Below are 20,318 nucleotides of genomic sequence, written 5' to 3'. Positions count from 1 at the left end.
CGCAAACTTTATCGGGAATATCGTAGGAGGTTATGCGGTCTCCTCAGCAGCCAGCAAGTTTAGTCTCAATAATGTGAAAAATAACGTATCTGAACAAAATTTTGCTAACTACAGAGAGTTTTCAACTACAAAGATTGATGACTTCAAGACAAATTTCAAAGATGTCGAGACTAGGATAACCGTTGAGACACGTAATGTAGCAGATGAAATTCAACGTATCCAATTAAAAGCTGTCGGTGTAGATGAAACTGGAAAAATTCGCATTCAAGATTACACGACTGCAAAAGATGGTTTATCCATTAAACGCCAAGATATTCTGGATAATCTATCAAAATATGGCGGTACTATCGTAGGTGAAGGAAAAGGTCGCTTTACAGGTGGCACTAAAATTGAACCAGGGACTCGGATTGATGTGATTTCCAAACCAACAGACAGTTTTACAATTGAGAAAGTATCAAGCTTTGACAAGGTGAAGCAGTATACCAGTGAATTATACAAAACTGACTTAAGTTTAGAAGAAAAGGTTCAAAAACTTCAAAAGTATTTTACTGAGCTTGATGATAAAGTAGATATCAATGTTCCTTCTGATGCACAATATGTTAAATCAATTGAAGATGGTTGGATTTCATATGATTGGCCAGAAAGATTAGGATTTAAAAAAGGAACTGTACATCCTATAACGAGAACTTCTGGTTTACCAGAGCGATGGGACCGGTTTGGACATATGGGAGGAGGTAACTTCTCGGATATTCCTAGCGAAGGACCATATACGTACAGTCAACGTTCAATTCCATATGTTGAAAATCTTAAAGCTTACCATAACGGTAACTTTAAAACCGATAGTTATTTTGATAAAATTGATGCTATCAGTGAAGGTGATATCAAGATTTTTAATAGGATTTTGAGAGAAGAAGGAATTGAAGGGGTGTCACAAGACCAATTTTTAGAGCTGTCGGATAAGTATCGAAAATATATATCCGATACATCTACTTCTTTGAGTATGTCTAGTGATGATATTAAGTATGGTGTTCATGGGAAAGCGGCAGAATGGGGTGATATGTCAGGTGGCGCTGAACAGATTGTAACACCTTTTGGAGGAATTGATATGCTGAATATGGGGATGATGGAGGAATTTAAATGACGAGACAAGAACTAGTAAATTTCGTTAATAAACACAGAGATAAGATAGGGATATTTCATATTGCGTTTGATGAACGATTTGAAGGTCAATTTACCTTGGGATACTATTACGATGAGAAATCTAGTCAATATAAAGTATATGAGGTTAATGAGCGCCAAGATATCTGGATAAGAGACGAATTTAAAAATGAAAGTGATGCAATAAATCGACTTTATCATTTGATAAAAACAAAATTTTGGATAAAAGAAACTCCAATTCAGTTAGATGTTTCAGAAATTGATGCAATCGGAGCGAGTGATACAGACTTGGAACTTTTATTAATAGATGGCAATCTTTGGCTTCCAGATACCGAAGAAGAGCATCTCTTGAAACTTCAAGAAAAACTCAATAACTACATCTACTTCCTCGAAAGTAAGCAATATGTAGAGCGATATGGCGATAGCTTTGATAAAAAAGTCATCCATATCACATTCCAATATTCTCCATCTGATAATGGACTAGCCTTTCTTGCAGCAGTTCAGAAGGTATTACAACCGACGGATATGAGCTTGAAGGTAGAATTACCGGAGTAATAAAGGGAGCGAAAGATGCTCTCTTTTTGTGGTATAATTGGACTAGGTTACGAAGGATTTTGTTAAATAGGTAAAAATAGCGAACTATTTATGCCGACAATTGACATGCAGAACATTCATACGACGATTTTTTATACCCTATTAAGAAACAGGGAGATTATGAGATAAAAGATCTATGTGTATGAACTGGACTGTACCCCGAAAGTTAGGCATAAAGGATATAACACTTGGGGAATTTCATAATTTAGTTTAATAAAGATGAGGTAACTTAGCAATTTGATAAAAAATTTAGGCCTTGAGTACAGTAAATGAGAATACTTTCACTCTTGTCTATGGTAGAATGATGGTAGCTCATAAAACTTTTTTTGGTAACTAGTTCGTTCAATTCTATTTTACTAGAAAATTTTATGAGTTTTTATTGTGCAATTAGATTGTATAATCAAGATAGAAAAAGTCATTAGAGCAAAAAATGGAAAGAAATGATAGATTATGGTATAATAAAACGATATAAAAAAGGAGTATTTATGGACATTTCAGAAATTCGTCAGAAAATTGACGCAAATCGTGAAAAATTAGCTTCTTTCAGGGGGTCTCTTTGACCTCGAGGGTCTAGAGGAAGAGATTGCCATCTTGGAAAACAAGATGACAGAACCTGATTTTTGGAACGATAATATCGCGGCCCAAAAAACGTCGCAAGAATTAAATGAATTAAAAAACACCTACAACACCTTCCACAAAATGGAAGAGTTGCAGGATGAAGTTGAAATTTTATTAGACTTTTTAGCTGAAGACGAGTCAGTGCATGAAGAATTGGTTGCACAGCTATCAGAACTCGATAAAATGATGACTAGCTATGAGATGACCCTTCTCTTGTCAGAACCTTATGACCATAATAATGCGATTTTGGAAATCCATCCAGGATCAGGTGGTACTGAAGCTCAGGACTGGGGTGATATGTTACTTCGTATGTACACTCGCTATGGAAATGCCAAAGGATTTAAAGTAGAAGTTTTGGATTACCAAGCAGGAGATGAAGCTGGTATTAAGTCAGTAACCCTATCATTTGAAGGGCCTAATGCCTATGGCCTTCTCAAGTCAGAAATGGGTGTTCACCGTTTGGTGCGAATTTCACCATTTGACTCTGCTAAACGTCGCCATACCTCTTTCACATCGGTGGAAGTAATGCCAGAATTGGATGATACCATTGAAGTGGAAATTCGTGAAGATGATATCAAGATGGACACCTTCCGTTCAGGTGGAGCTGGTGGACAAAACGTCAATAAGGTTTCCACAGGTGTACGTTTAACACATATTCCTACTGGGACTGTTGTCCAGTCAACGGTCGATCGTACCCAGTATGGAAATAGAGATCGTGCCATGAAGATGTTGCAGGCTAAGCTCTATCAAATGGAGCAAGAAAAGAAAGCAGCGGAAGTTGATTCTCTCAAGGGTGAGAAAAAGGAAATCACATGGGGAAGCCAAATCCGTTCATATGTTTTCACGCCTTATACTATGGTAAAAGATCATCGAACTAGCTTTGAAGTTGCGCAGGTAGATAAGGTTATGGATGGGGACCTAGATGGTTTTATCGATGCCTACCTCAAGTGGCGAATCAGCTAAGATAGAAAGGAACTCACATGTCAATCATTGAAATGAGAGATGTCGTCAAAAAATACGACAACGGAACGACTGCTTTGCGAGGTGTCTCAGTCACTGTTGAACCCGGGGAATTTGCCTATATCGTAGGTCCGTCAGGAGCTGGGAAATCAACATTTATTAGAGCTTTGTACCGTGAAGTAAAAATCGAAAAAGGAAGCTTAACTGTTGCTGGTTTTAATCTGGTTAAAATTAAAAAGAAAGATGTCCCTCTCCTACGTCGTAGTGTTGGGGTTGTCTTCCAAGATTATAAACTGTTACCAAAGAAAACCGTTTATGAAAATATTGCTTATGCAATGGAAGTTATTGGTGAGAGCCGCCGTAATATCAAAAAACGTGTTATGGAAGTCTTAGACTTGGTTGGATTGAAGCATAAGGTTCGTTCTTTCCCAAATGAACTTTCAGGGGGAGAACAGCAACGGATTGCAATTGCACGTGCCATTGTAAACAATCCAAAAGTATTGATTGCGGACGAACCAACAGGAAACTTGGATCCAGATAATTCATGGGAAATTATGAACTTGCTGGAACGCATCAATCTCCAAGGTACAACTGTCTTGATGGCTACCCACAACAGTCAGATTGTAAATACCTTGCGCCACCGTGTCATTGCCATTGAAAATGGCCGTGTCGTTCGTGACGAAGCTAAAGGAGAATATGGATACGATGATTAGTAGATTTTTTCGTCATTTATTTGAATCGTTAAAAAGTTTGAAACGAAATGGCTGGATGACAGTAGCTGCTGTCAGTTCAGTTATGATTACTTTGACCTTGGTTGCAATATTTGCATCTGTTATCTTTAATACGGCTAAACTAGCTACAGATATCGAAAATAATGTCCGAGTAATGGTATACATTCGTAAGGACGTAGCTGATAATAGTGAGACGATTGAAAAAGAAGGTCAAACTGTTACAAATAACGACTACCATAAGGTATATGATGCTTTGAAAGGTATGTCAACCGTTAAAAGTGTTATGTTTTCAAGTAAAGAAGAACAATATGAAAAGTTGACAGAAACAATGGGGGATAACTGGAAAATCTTTGAAGGCGATGCCAATCCACTCTATGATGCATATATCGTTGATACCAATACACCAAGTGATGTAAAGACAGTAGCAGAAGAGGCTAAAAAAATCGAAGGTGTATCAGAAGTTCAAGATGGTGGTGCTAATACAGAACGCTTGTTTAAGTTAGCCTCATTTATTCGTGTCTGGGGACTAGTTATCGCGGGATTATTGATTTTCATTGCAGTGTTCTTGATTTCTAATACTATACGTATCACCATCATTTCACGAAGCCGTGAAATTCAAATTATGCGTTTAGTAGGTGCTAAGAACGGTTATATCCGCGGACCTTTCTTGCTTGAAGGTGCCTTTATCGGTTTGCTTGGAGCAACACTTCCGTCAGTTTTGGTATTTATTGTCTATAAAATGGTTTACCAATCGGTTAATAAGTCATTGGTTGGTCAGAACCTTTCGATGATATCACCAGAAATATTCAGTCCACTGATGATTGCTCTATTATTTGTGATTGGAATTTTTATCGGTTCAATCGGATCAGGAATTTCAATGCGCCGATTCCTGAAAATCTAAAATAAAACAGAAGTATATATGAGGAGATTTTAATATCTCCTTTTTTACTACAAAAATTTTAGAAAAAAGTCTACTTTTTTTTATAAAAGCCTTTACAAAAAAAATTAAAGTGGTATAATTAATACATAGTTAAGTGCAAACGTTTTCGTAAAACGTTTGCCTAAATAAAAATAAAGGAGATTTGAATGATGAAAGATACATTCAAAAATGTCTTGTCTTTCGAGTTTTGGCAAAAATTCGGTAAGGCTTTGATGGTGGTTATCGCGGTTATGCCGGCTGCTGGTTTGATGATTTCAATCGGTAAGTCACTTGTGATGATCAACCCTAACTTTGCCCCACTCGTTACTACTGGTGGTGTACTAGAGCAAATCGGTTGGGGAGTCATCGTTAACCTTCATATCTTGTTTGCCCTCGCTATTGGAGGAAGCTGGGCTAAGGAACGCGCTGGTGGTGCGTTTGCGGCAGGTCTTGCCTTTGTCCTAATCAATCGTATCACTGGTACAATCTTTGGCGTATCAGGAGATATGTTGAAAAATCCAGAAGCTATGGTCACAACTCTCTTTGGTGGATCAATCAAAGTTGCTGATTACTTCATTAGTGTTATGGAAGCTCCAGCACTTAACATGGGTGTCTTCGTAGGGATTATTTCTGGTTTTATTGGAGCAACTGCTTACAACAAATACTACAACTTCCGTAAGCTTCCTGATGCACTTTCATTCTTTAACGGAAAACGTTTTGTACCGTTTGTAGTTATTCTTCGTTCAGTAATTGCTGCAATCGTACTTTCAGCTTTCTGGCCACTTGTGCAAACTGGTATCAATAGCTTTGGTATCTGGATTGCTAACTCACAAGAAACTGCTCCAATCCTTGCACCATTCTTGTATGGTACATTGGAACGCTTGCTCTTGCCATTTGGTCTTCACCACATGTTGACTATCCCAATGAACTACACAGCTCTTGGTGGTACTTATGAAGTCTTAACTGGTGCAGCAAAAGGTAGCCAAGTATTTGGTCAAGATCCACTTTGGCTTGCATGGGTAACAGACCTTGTTAACCTTAAAGGTACAGATGCAAGTCACTACCAACAATTGTTAGATACTGTTCACCCAGCTCGTTTCAAAGTTGGACAAATGATCGGTTCGTTCGGTATCTTGATGGGTGTGATTGTGGCTATCTACCGTAATGTCGATGCTGATAAGAAACATCAATATAAAGGTATGATGATTGCGACAGCTCTTGCAACATTCTTGACAGGGGTTACTGAACCAATCGAATACATGTTCATGTTTGTAGCAACACCTATGTATCTTGTTTACTCACTTGTTCAAGGTGCTGCCTTCGCTATGGCTGACGTAGTAAACCTACGTGTCCACTCATTCGGTTCAATTGAATTCTTGACTCGTACACCACTAGCAATTAATGCTGGTATTGGTATGGATATCGTTAACTTTATCTGGGTAACTGTTCTCTTTGCCGTAATCATGTACTTTATCGCAAACTTCATGATTCAAAAATTCAACTACGCAACTCCAGGACGTAACGGAAATTACGAAACTGCTGAAGGTTCAGAAGAAGCTAGTAGCGAAGTGAAAGTTGCAGCAGGCTCTCAAGCTGTAAACATTATTAACCTTCTTGGTGGACGTGCAAACATCGTTGATGTTGATGCATGTATGACTCGTCTTCGTGTAACTGTAAAAGATGCTGACAAAGTCGGTGATGCAGAACAATGGAAAGCAGAAGGAGCTATGGGTCTTGTCATGAAAGGACAAGGAGTTCAAGCTATCTACGGTCCAAAAGCAGACGTATTGAAATCTGATATCCAAGATATCCTTGATTCAGGTGAAATCATTCCTGAAACTCTTCCAAGTCAAATGACAGAAGCGCAACAAAACACTGTACACTTCAAAGGTCTTACTGAGGAAGTTTACTCAGTAGCAGATGGTCAAGTTGTTGCTTTGGAACAAGTGAAAGATCCAGTGTTTGCTCAAAAAATGATGGGTGACGGATTTGCAGTAGAACCTGCAAATGGAAACATTGTATCTCCTGTTTCAGGTACTGTATCAAGCATTTTCCCTACAAAACATGCTCTTGGTCTTGTGACTGAAGCGGGTCTTGAAGTACTTGTTCACATTGGTTTGGACACAGTAAGTCTTGAAGGAAAACCATTTACTGTTCATGTGGCTGAAGGACAAAAAGTTGCAGCAGGTGATCTTCTTGTCACAGCTGACTTGGATGCTATCCGTGCGGCTGGTCGTGAAACTTCAACAGTGGTTGTCTTCACAAATGCTGAAGCTATTAAATCAGTTAAATTAGAACAAACAGGTTCTCTTGCAGCTAAAACAGCAGTTGCTAAAGTAGAATTGTAATACACTTGAGGTTGGAAGCTGTATTCCAACCTCTTATTTTGGGAGAAAAGCATGAAATTTTTAACACTCAATACTCACAGTTGGATGGAAAAAGAAGCTGAGGAAAAATTCCAGCTCTTGCTTGAAGATATTCTTAATAAAGACTATGATTTGATTTGTTTCCAAGAAATCAATCAAGAGATCACTTCACCAGAGGTGGAGGTTAATGACCTTTATCAAGCTTTGCCAGCTGCTGAGCCTATTCACCAAGACCATTATGTTAGACTTTTGGTTGAAAAGTTGTCTGAGCAAGGAAAAGATTACTACTGGACTTGGGCCTATAACCATATCGGTTATGACCGCTACCATGAAGGTGTAGCTATCTTGTCTAAAACACCTATTGAAGCCAGAGAAATTTTGGTTTCAGATGTGGATGATCCAACAGACTATCATACTCGCCGTGTCGCCCTGGCTGAAACTGTAGTCGATGGTAATGAACTTGCAGTTGCCAGTGTCCATCTTTCTTGGTGGGATAAAGGTTTCCAAGAAGAATGGGCACGATTTGAGGCTGTCTTGAAAGAATTGAACAAGCCACTTTTGCTGGCTGGAGATTTCAATAACCCAGCTGGTCAGGAAGGTTACCAAGCTATTTTAGCTAGCCCATTAGGTTTACAAGACGCATTTGAAGTTGCTCAAGAGAAAAGTGGTAGCTATACTGTTCCACCAGAAATTGATGGCTGGAAAGGGAACACAGAACCCCTTCGAATCGACTATGTTTTTACTACCAAAGAGTTAGCGGTGGAAAATTTACATGTCGTATTTGATGGCAACAATAGTCCGCAAGTTAGTGATCACTATGGCTTGAATGCTATTTTAAACTGGAAATAATAACTGAAAAGAGGTTGGAATCACGAAGTTCCAGCCTTTTTCTGACTAGAAAAGCTACCGGAAATAGCCTAAATAAGTGAGACTACTGAAATGGAATAAAATGTGGTATAATTGATAAGATAGATAGAATCGAGGATATTATGTCATTTACGAAATTTCAATTTAAAAAATATATTTGTGAAGCCTTGGACGAGTTGAAATTTACAACTCCAACAGAGGTGCAAGATAAGTTGATTCCTATTGTTTTGGCAGGTCGTGACCTAGTCGGTGAATCAAAAACAGGTTCGGGTAAGACTCACACTTTCCTATTGCCGATTTTCCAGCAATTAGATGAAGCCAGCGATAGTGTACAAGCCGTGATTACTGCACCGAGTCGTGAATTAGCTACTCAGATTTACCAAGCAGCCCGTCAGATTGCTAATCACTCAGAAGTCGAAGTTCGTGTGGTTAATTACGTGGGTGGTACTGATAAGGCTCGCCAGATTGACAAATTGGCAAGTAACCAGCCTCATATTGTTATCGGAACGCCTGGCCGTATTTATGACTTAGTTAAGTCTGGTGATCTAGCTATTCACAAGGCTAAGACCTTTGTGGTCGATGAGGCAGATATGACCTTGGATATGGGATTCTTAGAAACTGTTGATAAGATTGCTGGAAGCCTTCCAAAAGACCTGCAATTCATGGTCTTCTCAGCGACTATTCCACAAAAACTGCAACCATTCTTGAAAAAATACTTATCAAATCCTGTTATGGAGAAAATCAAGACCAAAACGGTCATTTCTGATACCATTGATAATTGGTTGATTTCGACCAAGGGCCGAGATAAGAATGCTCAAATTTACCAATTGACTCAGTTGATGCAACCGTATTTGGCAATGATTTTTGTTAACACTAAAATGCGTGCTGATGAATTGCATTCATATCTGACTGCTCAAGGATTGAAGGTGGCAAAAATCCATGGGGATATTGCCCCTCGTGAGCGCAAACGTATCATGAACCAGGTGAAAAATCTGGATTTTGAGTATATTGTCGCAACAGATTTGGCAGCACGTGGGATTGATATTGAAGGTGTCAGCCATGTCATCAATGATGCCATTCCGCAAGATTTGTCTTTCTTCGTGCACCGTGTTGGTCGTACTGGACGAAATGGCCTATCAGGTACAGCTATTACTCTTTATCAGCCAAGTGATGACTCGGATATCCGTGAGTTGGAGAAATTGGGAATCAAGTTTACTCCTAAGATGGTCAAAGACGGGGAATTTCAAGATACTTATGACCGTGATCGTCGTGCCAACCGTGAGAAAAAACAAGATAAACTTGATATCGAAATGATTGGTTTGGTTAAAAAGAAAAAGAAAAAAGTCAAACCAGGTTATAAGAAAAAAATTAAATGGGCGGTTGATGAAAAACGCCGCAAGACCAAGCGCGCTGAAAATCGTGCTCGCGGTCGTGCAGAGCGTAAAGCAAAACGCCAAACATTTTAATAGAAAAAGTTGGAGTACTGAGCTCCAATTTTTTTTTATTTATGAGAACGAACTATCTAAACAGAAACACTACATTAAAGACTGCAAATTGCGCTAAAAAATGGTATAATGATAGAGTTATATAGTCCCGATAAGATGGTAGGCATTTATCGCGAAGAGTTTTCCTATCAGTACTTTGTAATTCGCAAAGCATGACGGCTCTAAAGTAGCTCGTCATTCTACGGTTGCCGCTATAATGCGGTCAACCTATGCGTCTTACTAGCTTCAGAAATAAAAAGTATCGTTTTTATTTCTTACGCGTTGTAACTCTTAGAAAATGAAAATACCTATCAGTACTTTGTAACTCTATAACACTATTTTTAAGGGGGGACATTTTTATGTCAGAACGTAAATTATTCACGTCTGAATCTGTATCTGAGGGGCATCCAGATAAGATTGCAGACCAAATTTCAGATGCGATTTTGGATGCTATTTTAGCTAAAGATCCAGAGGCGCACGTTGCTGCTGAGACAGCTGTATATACTGGTTCCGTCCATGTTTTTGGTGAAATATCTACAAATGCCTATGTGGATATTAACCGTGTGGTTCGTGATACTATTGCAGAGATTGGCTACACCAATACAGAATATGGTTTTTCTGCTGAGACTGTAGGAGTACATCCATCTTTGGTGGAACAATCTCCTGACATTGCCCAAGGTGTCAACGAAGCCTTGGAGGTTCGTGGGAATGCAGACCAAGATCCGCTTGATTTGATTGGTGCTGGAGACCAAGGGCTCATGTTTGGATTTGCAGTGGATGAAACAGAAGAGCTCATGCCATTGCCAATTTCACTCAGTCATAAATTGGTTCGTCGTTTGGCAGAACTTCGTAAGTCTGGGGAAATCAGCTATCTTCGCCCAGATGCTAAATCACAAGTTACAGTTGAGTATGATGAAAATGACCGTCCAGTACGTGTGGACACAGTCGTGATTTCAACTCAGCACGATCCAGAAGTCAGCAACGAACAAATTCATAATGATGTGATTAACAAGGTCATTAAAGAAGTTATTCCGGCTTCTTACTTGGATGAGCAAACAAAATTCTTCATCAATCCAACTGGTCGCTTTGTAATCGGTGGACCTCAAGGGGACTCAGGTTTGACTGGTCGTAAGATTATCGTGGATACCTATGGTGGCTACTCTCGTCATGGTGGTGGTGCCTTCTCTGGTAAGGATGCGACTAAGGTGGACCGTTCAGCCTCTTATGCGGCTCGTTATATTGCCAAGAATATCGTTGCAGCAGGCCTTGCTAAGAAGGCAGAAGTGCAATTGGCCTATGCTATCGGTGTTGCGCAACCTGTTTCTGTTCGTATCGATACCTTCGGTACAGGAACAGTAGCTGAAAGCAAACTTGAAAAAGCTGCTCGTCAAATCTTTGACCTTCGTCCTGCAGGAATTATCCAAATGCTGGACCTTAAGCGTCCAATTTACCGTCAAACAGCGGCTTATGGACACATGGGACGTACAGATATTGACCTTCCATGGGAACGTTTGGACAAGGTAGATGCTTTGAAAGAAGCAGTAAAATAGATAAGAAAACCAACGTTTTGAACGTTGGTTTTTGTAAATATGAGCTATCCTTTTTAATAGGTCAGCAAATTGCTGGCCTGTTATAATTTATTCATTGTTTTCAAAAATGCCCAGTTACCAATTGATTTTGACCCGTATTTTAAGTCCATATGGTCCAGTAATACATAATCGTTTTTCTCGTAGAATGAGGAATTTCTAGCTGTACTGGTTATGAGTCCCAAGTGTTTACAGCCTTTTGATTTGACATAAGGTTCAATCCCTTGTGTCAGAAAAGTACTGCCTATTCCCTGCCCCTTACTTGCTGTATTAACAGCTAAAGCCATCAAATACCAATCAAACTCTCCTGATTGTTCTAAGTGCTTTTTGGAACGTTTTACAAAGTCAAAGTATTTAAAAAGATTTCGTGGTCGAATGTAGCGAAAAATGTTTGTTCCGCCATTTTGTAGATAGGATAGTATACAGAAATCCTTTTGTTGCAAAAGGGCGACTGCACGTAATTCTCCATCTTGTTCCGCAACTAAACAGTTTCCCTTCTTAATATAGACTCTAGTAAGCATTGTTTGTAATGTTTCTACAAAATTAGGATAATAATCAGGCTTCTTTAAATCATCCCTTATAATCGTTAAAAAGGGATAGTCAAGAAAGGAATTGGCTAATAATTTTCCAATTTTTTCGCTTTCTTCAATTCTTGCCTCTCTATATATGATGTCTCCCATGTTTGTCTCCTTAATTATCTACAAAATCTTGTATGACAAGATTTTATAGATAAAAAATTGGAGATGATTTAAAAAGCTAAATAAACCTAATTTTGTTCCATAAGGTTCAAAGCACTTTCTAATCTCTCCAAGATTTTATTTGGTTGGAATCGAAATTCCAATTAATTTTTCTGAATAGAGGGTTTTGATATTGGCCTCATCAATAGAGTCCTTATCAATTTTACGTTTCAAGAAAAATTCTTGAATAGCTTCGATTTCAGGTTCTCGAATAGCGCGGTGTTTGTTTGAGATGAGGATTTCATAGTGAAGCGGAGCTTGGGTAAAAATAACATCGGTATTCCCTGCAGAATAGACCTCAACAAGGGTTGCGTCTGTACTTTCTAGCTGGCTTTTTACAAGTTGCGAGTGTGAGTTTGTCGTATTGATAAGCTTCATAACATTTCCTCCAATTTTCTAATTCTATTATAGCACTTTTTGAATAAAGTAGCTTGATTTAGTCAATCTTATGCTGTTTTTTCCAAGATTCGATAGCCCATTTATGACTACCACGTTTGAGGTTTTCAATAGCCTCGTCAATAGGGAACCAGGCAATATGATTAAAGTCCTCTAGTGGTTTTTGCACTTCTTTGAAAGAGGTCGCTTCATAGAGGTAGGCGGGATTGTAGTAGTAGGTGTCACGGTGACGAGAATAGAAATATTCGTCAGCTTGTCCGTAATAGGTACCAATTTCAGCTGTGAAGCCAAGCTCTTCAATCAATTCACGCTTTAGGGCTTCTTGATGATTTTCACCTGCTTCAATTTCACCACCTGGTAGGAACCAAGCGCCATTTGGTGCTTGAACAAGAACAATTTGTTTTTGCTCAGCATCAGGGATAACAGCATATACTCCATAACGAGCAACATAGTCAGTATTCGCTTTTTTTTCTCCGAAAGTTGGGTTTGCCATTGCATTTTCCTCATTATCTATTATCTTTATTATTATCTTAATGGACAAAGGCCGAGCTGTCAAGAACTTATAGTTATTTTAGTAAAAAGGAGCAGAAAATTTTCATTTTCTACTCCTTTTCTATAGGATTTATACTTCTTTTTCAGAAGTTTTAACTTCAGCTTTTTTGGCAGACTTAATTTGAATCTTGCCCTTGCTGGTCATAACTGCCTTGAGGTCTTTTTCGCTTGGATTTTCAAGGTAGTAGTCAGTGATTGCGTCCTCAATATAGTCTTGAATAGTACGACGAAGTGGGCGTGCTCCCATTTTTGGATCATAACCGAGGTCAACTAATTTTTCCTTGACCTTGTCAGTTACATCCAAATGAATGTTATTGCTAGAGAGGCGCTTGTTAACATCTGCTAGCATGAGCTCGACAATCTGAAGAAGGTTATCTTTGCTGAGAGCCTTAAATTCGATAATACCATCAAAACGGTTCATAAACTCTGGGCTAAAGAAGTTACTGAGTTCACCGAGAACAGAATTGGTCCGTCCTTCTCTAGCAGCTCCAAAACCAACGCTGGCTTCGGCTTTACCTGTACCTGCATTTGAAGTCATGATGATGATGGCATCCTTGAAGCTAACGGTTCGTCCTTGCCCATCTGTCAAACGACCATCGTCTAAGACCTGGAGGAACATATGCATGACATCTGGATGGGCTTTCTCTACTTCATCCAAGAGAATAAGAGAGTAGGGATTGCGGCGGACTTTTTCAGTTAATTGCCCAGCCTCGTCATAGCCGACATAACCTGGAGGGGCACCGACTAATTTAGCCACACTGTGTTTTTCCATATATTCACTCATATCAAAGCGAATCATACTGTCAGCAGAACCAAAGAGTTCGATAGCTAGTTGTTTGGAAAGTTCTGTTTTACCGACACCAGTTGGTCCGACAAAGAGGAAGCTTCCAATTGGACGGTTTGGCGTACCGAGACCGACACGATTCCGGCGAATAGCCTTGGCTATCTTATCAACTGCATCGTCCTGTCCAATAACATGAGACTTGAGATCTTCGGCTAGATGGATGAGTTGAGATTGTTCTTTCTCTTTCAAATCGCCAACAGGGATATTGGTTTTCTGCTCGATAATGTGCTCAATGGTTTTCTCGCTGATGATAGGAGTATCCTGGTCTGTGACCTTTTTCTTTTGCATTTCCTTATACTTGGCAATCTGGTCGCGGAAGTAGGCGGCCTTCTCAAAATCTTCCTCTCGTGTAGCTTGAGATTTAAGATTTTCAGCCTCAATCAAGCGCTGATCAATCACTTTAGGATCCACAAAATTTAAGGTCAAGTTCATCTTAGAACCCGCTTCATCTAGGAGGTCAATGGCCTTGTCAGGTAAGAAGCGATCTTGGATGTAACGATTGGAAAGAGTTGCAGCTGCTTCAATCGCAGCATCGGTATATTGAACGTGGTGGTAGTCTTCGTATTTCTTTTGAATCCCTTTGAGGATTGTGATTGTTTCCTCCACGGTTGGTTCATCTACTTTAACAGGCTGCATACGACGCTCTAGGGCAGCATCTTTTTCAATGATACGGTATTCATTGAGGGTAGTAGCACCGACAAGTTGCAGTTCCCCGCGAGCAAGGGCTGGCTTGAGGATATTTCCCGCATCCATATTGCCATCGCCAGCAGAACCAGCACCGACAATTTCATGGATTTCATCGATAAAGAGGATGATGTCTTCACGTTTGCGAATTTCTTCCATGAGTTTTTGCATGCGTTCTTCAAATTGTCCACGGATCCCCGTTCCTTGCACCAAGCTAACCACATCCAGACGGATGACTTGTTTTCCTTGGAGTTTATGTGGAACATCGCCATCAACGATTTTTTGAGCTAGACCTTCGACAACGGCCGTTTTTCCGACACCTGGTTCACCGATAAGGACAGGATTATTCTTAGTTCTACGATTGAGAATTTCGATGACACGGATAATTTCATCGTCGCGCCCAATAACAGGGTCGATATCGCCACGACGGGCAATCTCAGTCACGTTGATACCAAATTCTTCTAGCAAACCTTTTTCTTGGTTTGGTGGCGGAGTTTGAGCAGGTCCACGATTTTGGGAACCATAACCGCCGTTTCCACCGTAACCTCCACCTGATTGGGTTGGGGGGGTAGGAGGAGTGTTGTTAGAAGGCCTGAAATTGTTTAGATCATTGAAGAAATCACCAAAGGGATCAAAGTCACGATTGTTCAGATCCGTCATACCTTTAAAGAGGCTATTGTTAGGATCTGTTTTGATAATCTTATAGCAGTTTTGACAGAGGTCAATTTGTTTTTGTTTTCCATTGAGATTGGTATAAAGATGAATTGTTGAGTCATTGATTTTACAGTTTTGACAAAGCATACATCTACCTCATTTCTTTCTTTAGCCTGACCTGTTTAAAGGTCAAAAATAGTCAAATTTCTATACTCTCATTATAACAGGATTGGGGTGTAAAGCAAGTAAAAAGATTGCAGCTTTGAGAAGTTGTTACAATGAAAATTTTTGAGATTTTAGGGAATAAAAAAATCCTATTTGTGAGACAAAAAGGATTTTGGTTAGACATGCAGGGGCAATCCCAGCTTGTTTTGTATTAGTAAAGGAGTTCGTAAATCTCCATTGCAATCAAGTCAATGCTATCAAACGTATAAGTTTCGCGAGCTTCTACATCACGAAGGGTAAAGATTGATCCGTTTTCTTCGTCGTGGCTGTATGCAACTTCTGCAACAACAACTCCTTCGCGTTCAAAATTACGTTTTAAATTTCCGCCGTCTTTTGCCATTGCTTCAAGGCGGTTGATGATTCTAACCAAATGTGATTCCATTTTGATTCTCCTTCATTTCTTATCGTTACTATTTTACCATAAAGGAGGCCAACTTGCCTAGAAAAAACTAAGATTTCTCGCTAATTCTACTAGCTTAAAGTTTTTTTGAATAAATTAGACAAAAGATTTGAATTTTAATTCAATTGATGTTATAATCATACAGTATTCTATTTTAGAAAGCAGTGTGACTATGAATTTTTCTTTTTTACCTAAGTATTTACCTTATTTTAACTATGGGGCTGTTGTGACGGTTCTCATTTCTATCTGTGTTGTCTTTTTGGGAACTATTTTGGGTGTTGTCTTGGCTTTTGGGCAACGTTCAAAGTTTAAACCGCTTGTTTGGCTAGCCAACTTGTACGTTTGGATTTTCCGCGGGACGCCAATGATGGTTCAGATTATGATTGCCTTTGCTCTTATGCATATCAATGCTCCGACTATTCAGGTTGGGATTTTAGGTGTTGACCTTTCTCGTCTGATTCCAGGGATTTTGATTATTTCTATGAACAGTGGTGCTTATGTTTCTGAGACTGTTCGGGCTGGGATTAATGCGGTTCCTAAGGGGCAGTTAGAGGCGGCCTATTCTTTAGGGATTCGTCCTAAAAATGCTATGCGCTATGTGATTTTGCCACAAGCAATCAAAAATATCTTGCCAGCATTGGGGAACGAATTTATCACTATTATCAAGGATAGTTCCCTCTTATCAGCTATCGGTGTTATGGAGTTATGGAATGGGGCTACAACAGTTTCTACAACAACCTATCTACCTTTAACACCACTTTTATTTGCAGCCTTTTATTACTTGATTATGACCTCTATTTTGACAGTTGCCTTGAAAGCTTTTGAAAAACGTATGGGACAAGGAGATAAGAAATAATGACAGAAACCTTGATAAAAATTGAAAATTTACATAAATCCTTTGGAAAGAATGAAGTATTGAAGGGAATCAACCTCGAGATTAAAAGAGGAGAAGTTGTCGTTATCATCGGTCCTTCAGGGAGCGGAAAATCTACCTTGCTCCGGTCTATGAATTTGTTGGAAGAAGCGACCAAGGGGAAGGTTATCTTTGAGGGAGTCGATATTACGGACAAGAAGAATGACCTCTTTGCCATGCGTGAGAAGATGGGCATGGTTTTCCAACAATTCAATCTCTTTCCTAATATGACTGTGATGGAAAATATCACCTTGTCTCCTATCAAGACTAAAGGTGAAAGTAAGGAAGTTGCAGAGAAGAGAGCTAAGGAACTTTTGGAAAAAGTTGGTTTACCAGATAAGGCAGATGCTTACCCTCAGAGTTTGTCAGGTGGCCAGCAACAACGGATTGCCATCGCGCGTGGTTTAGCTATGGAACCTGATGTCTTGCTCTTTGACGAGCCAACTTCAGCCCTGGACCCTGAAATGGTAGGAGAGGTGTTGGCTGTTATGCAAGACTTAGCCAAGTCAGGAATGACCATGGTTATCGTAACACATGAAATGGGATTTGCTCGTGAGGTGGCAGACCGTGTCATCTTTATGGCAGACGGTGTGGTTGTTGAAGACGGAACACCCGAACAGATTTTTGAACAAACCCAAGAACAGCGGACTAAAGACTTCTTGAGTAAGGTTTTATAATCTATTTTAAACTTTCAAGAGAAGATTAGTGAAAAGCTAGGCTCAATACCAGTCAAGTGGAACTTACTTTGAGAAGTTACCCCCCTTATTAATAACATCCATAAATTGGATATTAGGATTTTTAATATAAAGTAGTTTTGTGTTAAAATATAATTGTTCCATATGATTCTCTCTAATGATGGTTTGGTCGCTTTTCATTATGGGTCATATGGAACTTTTTTCTACAAGAAAATAGGTTTCATAGTATTTATAATAGATTTACCCACTACAAATAATATAGAGCATTTTTTATGTGGAAAACTCAAGGAAATCATCGCTTTTTTCATAAAAAAATGCTATAATGAAGGGTATGAAATATCACGATTATATCTGGGATTTAGGTGGAACTTTACTGGATAATTACGAAACTTCAACAGCTGCATTTGTTGAAACATTGGCATTGTATGGCATCACACAAGACCATGACAGTGTCTATCAAGCTTTAAAGGTTTCTACTGATTTTGCGATTGAGACATTCGCTCCCAACTTAGAGAATTTTTTAGAAAAGTACAAGGAAAATGAAGCCAGAGAGCTGGAACATCCGATTTTGTTTGATGGAGTTTCTGACTTATTGGAAGACATTTCAAATCAAGATGGCCGTCATTTTTTGGTTTCTCATCGAAATAATCAGGTCTTGGAAATTTTAGAAAAAACCTCTATAGCAGCTTATTTTACAGAAGTGGTGACTTCTAACTCAGGCTTTAAGAGAAAACCAGATCCTGAGTCCATGATTTATTTAAGAGAAAAGTATCAAATTAACTCTGGTCTTGTCATCGGTGATCGGCCGATTGATATCGAAGCAGGGCAAGCTGCTGGACTCGATACCCACTTGTTTACCAGTATCGTGAATTTAAGACAAGTATTAGACATGTAAGAAAAAGGAATAAGATGACAGAAGAAATTAAAAATCTGCAGGCACAAGATTATGATGCCAGTCAAATTCAAGTTTTAGAGGGCTTAGAGGCTGTTCGTATGCGTCCAGGGATGTATATCGGGTCGACCTCAAAAGAAGGTCTTCACCATCTAGTCTGGGAAATTGTTGATAACTCAATTGATGAAGCCTTGGCAGGATTTGCTAGCCATATTCAAGTCTTTATTGAGCCCGATGATTCGATTACAGTTGTTGATGATGGGCGTGGTATCCCAGTCGATATTCAGGAAAAAACAGGTCGACCTGCCGTTGAGACTGTCTTTACTGTTCTTCACGCTGGAGGAAAATTCGGCGGTGGCGGATATAAGGTCTCAGGTGGTCTTCACGGAGTGGGGTCCTCAGTTGTTAACGCCCTTTCAACTCAATTAGACGTTCATGTCCACAAAAATGGTAAGATTCATTACCAAGAATATCGTCGTGGTCATGTTGTCGCAGATCTTGAAGTAGTTGGAGATACGGATAAAACGGGAACAACAGTTCACTTTACACCGGATCCAGAAATTTTCACTGAAACAACCACTTTTGACTTTGATAAATTAAATAAACGTATTCAAGAATTGGCCTTTCTAAATCGTGGTCTTCAAATCTCCATTACAGATAAGCGTGAGGGGTTAGAACAAACTAAGCATTACCACTATGAAGGTGGGATTGCTAGCTACGTTGAATATATCAATGAGAACAAGGATGTTATCTTTGATACACCAATCTATACTGACGGTGAGATGGATGATATCACAGTTGAAGTAGCCATGCAGTACACAACGGGTTACCATGAAAATGTCATGAGTTTCGCCAATAATATCCACACCCATGAAGGTGGAACGCATGAACAAGGTTTTCGTACAGCCTTGACACGTGTTATCAACGATTATGCTCGTAAGAATAAGTTACTGAAAGACAATGAAGACAACCTAACAGGGGAAGATGTCCGTGAAGGACTAACTGCAGTTATCTCAGTTAAACACCCAAATCCACAGTTTGAAGGACAGACCAAGACCAAACTGGGGAATAGCGAAGTGGTCAAAATTACCAATCGTCTCTTCAGTGATGCCTTCTCTGATTTCCTTATGGAGAATCCTCAAATTGCAAAACGCATTGTAGAAAAAGGAATTCTGGCTGCTAAGGCTCGTGTGGCTGCCAAGCGTGCGCGTGAAGTCACTCGTAAAAAATCTGGTTTGGAAATTTCCAACCTTCCAGGTAAACTAGCAGACTGCTCTTCTAACAATCCTGCTGAAACAGAACTCTTCATCGTCGAAGGAGACTCAGCTGGTGGGTCAGCCAAATCTGGTCGTAACCGTGAATTTCAGGCAATTCTTCCAATCCGCGGTAAGATTTTGAACGTTGAGAAGGCAAGTATGGATAAGATTCTTGCTAATGAAGAAATTAGAAGTCTTTTTACCGCGATGGGAACAGGATTTGGTGCAGAATTTGATGTTTCAAAAGCTCGTTACCAAAAACTTGTTTTGATGACCGATGCCGATGTCGATGGAGCCCACATTCGTACTCTTCTTTTAACCTTGATTTATCGTTATATGAAACCAATTTTAGAAGCTGGTTATGTTTATATCGCCCAACCACCAATCTATGGTGTCAAGGTTGGAAGCGAGATTAAAGAATATATCCAGCCAGGAGCAGACCAAGAAATTAAACTCCAAGAAGCCTTAGCCCGCCACAGTGAAGGTCGTGCCAAACCAACTATTCAGAGGTATAAAGGTCTGGGTGAAATGGATGACCACCAATTGTGGGAAACAACCATGGATCCGGAACATCGCTTGATGGCCAGAGTTTCTGTGGATGATGCAGCTGAGGCAGATAAAATCTTTGATATGTTGATGGGGGATCGAGTAGAGCCTCGTCGTGAGTTTATCGAAGAAAATGCCGTCTATAGTACACTTGATGTCTAAAAAATCGGGAGAACTAGTTCCCTTGGTCTAAAAAATATGATATAATCATTACGATTGTTTCAAGTAAAAAAGGAGTTTA

17 protein-coding genes and 2 pseudogenes are annotated in these 20,318 nt (G+C 39.5%); 13 read left to right on the top strand and 6 right to left on the bottom strand.

Annotated features, from left to right (window positions below; translation table 11 throughout):
* Positions 1–1,141 (top strand): annotated as a pseudogene (locus ADH52_RS11380) (hypothetical protein); the annotation flags it as partial.
* Entirely contained in the window at positions 1,138–1,713 is a 576-nt protein-coding gene (locus ADH52_RS01260) for a DUF6572 domain-containing protein (RefSeq protein ID WP_049509591.1), read from the top strand. The pseudogene ADH52_RS11380 and the gene ADH52_RS01260, both read left to right, overlap by 4 nt.
* 258 nt (positions 1,714–1,971) lie before the next feature.
* On the opposite strand, the pseudogene ADH52_RS11880 reads toward ADH52_RS01260, so the two are convergent.
* Positions 1,972–2,068: pseudogene (locus ADH52_RS11880) on the bottom strand (helix-turn-helix domain-containing protein); the annotation flags it as partial.
* Positions 2,069–2,237: 169 nt separating this feature from the next.
* Between ADH52_RS11880 and prfB the strand changes: the two are divergent.
* From prfB to metK, 7 genes are all read left to right on the top strand, one after another.
* Positions 2,238–3,333, top strand: a protein-coding gene (gene prfB, locus ADH52_RS01250; RefSeq protein ID WP_125386088.1) for a peptide chain release factor 2 whose coding sequence is annotated in 2 segments (ribosomal slippage) — positions 2,238–2,309 and positions 2,311–3,333 — 1,095 coding nt in all. Because the reading frame shifts where the segments join, the coding sequence is not laid out codon by codon here.
* A 17-nt stretch (positions 3,334–3,350) separates the two neighbouring features.
* Positions 3,351–4,043, top strand: a complete 693-nt coding sequence (ftsE, locus tag ADH52_RS01245; RefSeq protein WP_004263501.1) for a cell division ATP-binding protein FtsE — start codon at positions 3,351–3,353, stop codon at positions 4,041–4,043.
* Positions 4,036–4,962 (top strand): permease-like cell division protein FtsX, encoded by a 927-nt coding sequence (gene ftsX / locus ADH52_RS01240; RefSeq protein WP_049509588.1) that lies wholly within the window; start codon positions 4,036–4,038, stop codon positions 4,960–4,962. The genes ftsE and ftsX overlap by 8 nt, the downstream gene beginning before the upstream one ends.
* 185 nt (positions 4,963–5,147) lie before the next feature.
* Positions 5,148–7,328, top strand: coding sequence for a PTS transporter subunit IIBC (locus ADH52_RS01235; RefSeq protein ID WP_080977831.1), 2,181 nt, complete (start codon positions 5,148–5,150; stop codon positions 7,326–7,328).
* Positions 7,329–7,379: 51 nt separating this feature from the next.
* Complete coding sequence (locus ADH52_RS01230; protein WP_049487796.1) at positions 7,380–8,195, top strand: endonuclease/exonuclease/phosphatase family protein; 816 nt, start codon at positions 7,380–7,382, stop codon at positions 8,193–8,195.
* 140 nt (positions 8,196–8,335) lie between these two features.
* Positions 8,336–9,679 (top strand): DEAD/DEAH box helicase, encoded by a 1,344-nt coding sequence (locus tag ADH52_RS01225; RefSeq protein WP_049509586.1) that lies wholly within the window; start codon positions 8,336–8,338, stop codon positions 9,677–9,679.
* A gap of 377 nt (positions 9,680–10,056) precedes the next feature.
* Positions 10,057–11,247: a methionine adenosyltransferase gene (gene metK, locus ADH52_RS01220; protein WP_000003942.1), complete on the top strand. Its 1,191-nt coding sequence runs from the start codon at positions 10,057–10,059 to the stop codon at positions 11,245–11,247.
* A gap of 80 nt (positions 11,248–11,327) precedes the next feature.
* Here metK and ADH52_RS01215 read toward each other — a convergent pair whose 3' ends face one another.
* The 5 genes from ADH52_RS01215 to ADH52_RS01195 all read right to left on the bottom strand — a co-directional run bounded on the left by ADH52_RS01215 (position 11,328) and on the right by ADH52_RS01195 (position 15,757).
* Positions 11,328–11,963 carry a GNAT family N-acetyltransferase gene (locus ADH52_RS01215; RefSeq protein WP_049509584.1) on the bottom strand — a complete coding sequence of 212 codons (636 nt, stop codon included), beginning with the start codon at positions 11,961–11,963 and terminating at the stop codon, positions 11,328–11,330.
* A gap of 135 nt (positions 11,964–12,098) precedes the next feature.
* Positions 12,099–12,398 carry a DUF1827 family protein gene (locus tag ADH52_RS01210; protein ID WP_000767189.1) on the bottom strand — a complete coding sequence of 100 codons (300 nt, stop codon included), beginning with the start codon at positions 12,396–12,398 and terminating at the stop codon, positions 12,099–12,101.
* Positions 12,399–12,456: 58 nt separating this feature from the next.
* Positions 12,457–12,909, bottom strand: a complete 453-nt coding sequence (locus ADH52_RS01205; protein ID WP_049509580.1) for an NUDIX hydrolase — start codon at positions 12,907–12,909, stop codon at positions 12,457–12,459.
* Positions 12,910–13,038: 129 nt separating this feature from the next.
* Positions 13,039–15,297, bottom strand: a complete 2,259-nt coding sequence (locus ADH52_RS01200) for an ATP-dependent Clp protease ATP-binding subunit (protein ID WP_049509578.1) — start codon at positions 15,295–15,297, stop codon at positions 13,039–13,041.
* A 229-nt stretch (positions 15,298–15,526) separates the two neighbouring features.
* Positions 15,527–15,757, bottom strand: coding sequence for a DUF1797 family protein (locus ADH52_RS01195; RefSeq protein WP_000443570.1), 231 nt, complete (start codon positions 15,755–15,757; stop codon positions 15,527–15,529).
* A 190-nt stretch (positions 15,758–15,947) separates the two neighbouring features.
* Here ADH52_RS01195 and ADH52_RS01190 point away from each other — a divergent pair, with 190 nt between their 5' ends.
* From ADH52_RS01190 to gyrB, 4 genes are all read left to right on the top strand, one after another.
* Positions 15,948–16,631, top strand: coding sequence for an amino acid ABC transporter permease (locus ADH52_RS01190; protein ID WP_001011642.1), 684 nt, complete (start codon positions 15,948–15,950; stop codon positions 16,629–16,631).
* The gene (locus ADH52_RS01185; protein WP_004259929.1) at positions 16,631–17,365 is read left to right on the top strand and encodes an amino acid ABC transporter ATP-binding protein; all 735 of its coding nucleotides are present in this window, start codon (positions 16,631–16,633) and stop codon (positions 17,363–17,365) included. The genes ADH52_RS01190 and ADH52_RS01185 overlap by 1 nt, the downstream gene beginning before the upstream one ends.
* Before the next feature lie 349 nt (positions 17,366–17,714).
* On the top strand, positions 17,715–18,278 hold the full coding sequence (locus tag ADH52_RS01180) for an HAD family hydrolase (protein ID WP_049509599.1): 564 nt from the start codon (positions 17,715–17,717) through the stop codon (positions 18,276–18,278).
* A gap of 14 nt (positions 18,279–18,292) precedes the next feature.
* A complete protein-coding gene (gene gyrB, locus ADH52_RS01175; protein ID WP_000134040.1) occupies positions 18,293–20,239 on the top strand; it encodes a DNA topoisomerase (ATP-hydrolyzing) subunit B in 1,947 nt (648 codons plus the stop codon).
* Positions 20,240–20,318 lie beyond the last annotated feature (79 nt).

The sequence above is a fragment of the Streptococcus pseudopneumoniae genome (assembly GCF_001072665.1).
Classification (GTDB): Bacteria; Bacillota; Bacilli; order Lactobacillales; family Streptococcaceae; genus Streptococcus; species Streptococcus pseudopneumoniae_S.
This window is presented reverse-complemented; position numbering and strand designations above follow the sequence as displayed.